Here is a 3,407-nt window from a genome sequence, read left to right on the forward strand (position 1 = left end):
TGGTCGACGACGACGAGCAGCGTGTCGCCGTCGCAGTCGAGCCGGACCTCGCGCACGTGCTGCACGTGGCCGGAGGTCTCCCCCTTCACCCAGTACTCCTGGCGGCTGCGGCTCCAGTAGGTCCCGCGGCCCGTCGTGAGCGTGCGGTGCAGCGCCTCGTCGTCCATCCAGCCGACCATGAGGACGGCGTGCGTGCCGGCGTCCTGGACGACGGCCGGCACGAGGCCGGCAGGGTCGCGCTTGAGCCGTGCGGCGACGGCGGGGTCGAGGGAGCTCACGGGTCCATCCTCCCAGAGGGTCAGTCGGCGACCGGGGCGATGCCCAGCGACGCCTGCGCCACCCAGCTGGCGTGCAGGCGCGCGTACACGCCGCCGGCCTCGACGAGCGCGGCGTGCGACCCGTCCTCCACCAGCCGGCCGGCATCGAACACGAGCACCCGGTCGGCGTTCTCGGCCGTGGTCAGCCGGTGCGCGATGGTGACGCTCGTGCGCCCGTCGAGCAGCGTCTCCAGGGCGCGGGTGGCGCGCAGCTCCGTCTGCGGGTCGACGGCGCTGGTGGCCTCGTCGAGCACGAGGAAGTCGGGGTCGGCGAGCGCCGAGCGCACCAGCGCCACCAGCTGCCGCTCCCCCGCCGACAACGACTCGCCACGCTGGCCGACCGGCGTGTCGAGGCCTCGCGGCAGCGTCGCGAACCAGTCGGTGAGCCCCAGGTCGGCCACCGTCGCCAGGAGCACCTCGTCGGACGCGTCCCGCCGGCCGTAGCGCAGGTTCTCGCGCAGCGTGGCGTCGAACAGGAACCCCTCCTGCGGCACCATCAGCACGTGCCGCCGAAGGTCGTCGAAGGCGACCTGCGTGATGTCGGTGTCGCCCAGCCGCACGGTGCCGCGGGTCGGGTCCATGAGGCGGGTCAGCAGCTTCGCGAACGTCGTCTTGCCCGAGCCCGTCTCGCCCACGACGGCGATCCGCTGCCGTGGCTCGATGACGACGTCGACGTCGGAGAGCACCTCCGGTCCGCCGGGGTAGGCGAACCCGACGCCCTCGAAGCGCGCACCGAGCACCTCGTCGGGGAGCGCGAGCCCGTCGGGACCGGGGTCGACGACGTCGGCGGGCGTGTCGAGGAGCTCGATGACGCGTCGCCAGGACGCGATCGCGTTCTGCGCCTCGGTGAGCACCTGGGTGGCCATCTGCGCCGGCCCGACGAGCAACCCGACGAGGAACGCGAAGGCGATGACGGTGCCCATCGACAGCCCGCCCGCCACGCCGATCACGACACCGGCCGCGATGGCGCCGGCGTTCGCCAGGCCTCCGGCGAGCCCCGCCGACGCGAACGTGACGGCGACCAGCTTCTGCGCGCGGACGTTGGCGTCGAGGTTGCGCTGGATGCCGTCGTCGACGCGCTGCTGCGTGCGCTCCTCGATGGCGTGCGCCTTGACGACCGACGCGCCCACGACGGGCTCGGCGACCACGGCGAGCATCTCACCGACCGTCCGGCGGACGGTGTCGTAGGCGCGGCTGAGCCGTCCGGCGAAGAACTTCAGGCTCATGACGAGGGGCAGGAAGCAGGCCCACACGACGAGCGTGAGCTGCCAGGAGTAGAACGCCATGATGATCGTCGCGACCAGCATCTGGCCGATGCTGATGACGATGGTGATGCCGGTGAACTGCAGGAACAGGGACACCTGGTCGACGTCGGAGGTCACCCGCGAGACGAGGGCGCCGCGCCGCTCGGCGTTCTGCGTGAGCATCGACAGGTCGTGGACGTGCCGGAACGCGGTGACCCGCAGCTCGGCCAGGCCGCGCTCGCTCGCGACGAACAGCCGCACCCGCATCCAGTAGGCGACGACGGCCGTCAGCAGCACGAGGACGAGCGCCCCGAGGAGGTAGGGCCCGATGGCGGACAGCGACGTCGTGCCGCCGTCGCCGAGACCGGAGTCGATCGTGCGCTGGATGACCACGGGCACCACGGAGCCGCCGACGGTGCTGAGCACGGCCAGCAGAAGGGTGAGCCACAGGCCGTCGCGGATGGCCGGCGAGAGCGCGAGCCCGCGGCGCACGATCTGACCGCCGGTGGCGCGCACGGGTGCGACGCCGGGGAGCGTGGTGTCGCTGCTCATGCGCTCGCCTCCCTCGCCTGGTCGTAGGCGTCGACGAGATCGCGGTAGACGCTCGACCTCTCCAGCAGCTCCTCGTGGGTGCCCCGCTCGACCACGCGGCCGCCGTCGAGCAGCACGACCTCGTCGGCGAGGGAGATGGTGGCCTTGCGGTAGGCGACGACGAGCACGGTCGGGCCGCTGCCGTCGGACGTGCGCTCCGCGAGCGCCCGCAGGATCCGCTGCTCGACCTCCGGGTCGACCGCGCTCGTCGCGTCGTCCATGACGAGCAGGCGGGGTCGGCGCACCAGGGCGCGGGCGAGCGCGAGGCGCTGGCGCTGGCCGCCCGACAGGGTCGTGCCGCGCTCGCCGAGCTGGGTGTCGAGCCCGGCGCCGAGGCGTGCGACGAACCCGTCGGCCTGCACCGTGCGCAACGCCTCCCACACGTCCTCGTCGGGGACGTCGAGGCCGAGCGTCACGTTCTCGCGGACGGAGTCGTCGAACAGGAACGTGCCCTGCGGGACGACGGCGACGGTGCTGGCCAGCGCGCCGTGGTCGAGCGTGCGCAGGTCGAGGCCGTCGACCTCGACGGTGCCGAGTCGCGGGTCGACGAGCCGGGACAGCAGCGTGGTGAGCGTGCTCTTGCCGCTGCCCGTCGCTCCGACGAGCGCGGTGACGCTGCCGCGGGGCACGTGGAGGTCGACGCCCTGGAGCACGTCGTGCTCGGCGTCGTCGAAGCGGTGGGCCACGCCGCGCAGGCGCAGGTCGACCGCTCCGGCGCCCGGGACCGTGCCGTCGCCGTAGGCCATCGACCCCGTCGCCTGCAGCACGTTGTCGACGCGGTCCCAGCCGACCACGCTGCGCGGCAGCTCGCCGAGGACCCAGCCGATCGCGCGCACGGGGAAGGCGACGACCGTGAACAGGTACGCGACCTGCACGACGTCGCCCGGCTCCGCGGCACCGCTGGCGACCCGGCCGACGCCGAGGACGAGCACGAGGAGGATGCCGAGGTTCGGCAACGCCTCCAGGAGCGGGTCGAAGATGCTGCGGATGCGCCCGACCGCGATGTTCGCGTCGCGCAGCTCGTGCGTGGCCCGCGTGAACCGCTCGGTCTCCTCGGCCTCGCGGCCGAGCGACTTGACGACCAGCGCGCCGTCGAAGGACTCGTGGGCGACCGCGCTGAGGTCGCCGCGCAGCGCCTGTGCGCGGGCCACGCGCGGCGACAGCCAGCGCTGGTAGAAGACGTTGATGCCGAACATTGCGGGGAAGACGACGAGGCCGACGATCGTCAGCACCCAGTCGGCCTCGACCATGGCGA

At 73.1% G+C, this 3,407-nt stretch carries 3 protein-coding genes; all 3 read right to left on the reverse strand.

Going from position 1 to position 3,407, the window contains the following annotated elements:
* Positions 1-278, reverse strand: a 278-nt coding sequence (gene hisI, locus A6Q79_RS16010) for a phosphoribosyl-AMP cyclohydrolase (protein ID WP_317698756.1), incomplete at its 3' end; no start/stop codon positions are given.
* Positions 279-298: 20 nt separating this feature from the next.
* A complete protein-coding gene (locus tag A6Q79_RS16015; RefSeq protein ID WP_286690919.1) occupies positions 299-2,113 on the reverse strand; it encodes an ABC transporter ATP-binding protein in 1,815 nt (604 codons plus the stop codon).
* On the reverse strand, positions 2,110-3,407 hold a 1,298-nt coding region (locus A6Q79_RS16020), incomplete at its 5' end, for an ABC transporter ATP-binding protein (protein ID WP_317698757.1). The genes A6Q79_RS16015 and A6Q79_RS16020, both read right to left, overlap by 4 nt.

This window comes from Aeromicrobium sp. REDSEA-S32_B7 (genome assembly GCF_001626145.1).
In the GTDB taxonomy this organism is placed as follows: domain Bacteria; phylum Actinomycetota; class Actinomycetes; order Propionibacteriales; family Nocardioidaceae; genus Aeromicrobium; species Aeromicrobium erythreum.

Coding starts and splice junctions, on each gene's coding strand:
- A6Q79_RS16015 (WP_286690919.1), bottom strand. CDS start 2,113: ATGAGCAGCGACACCACGCTCCCCGGCGTCGCACCCGTGCGCGCCACC.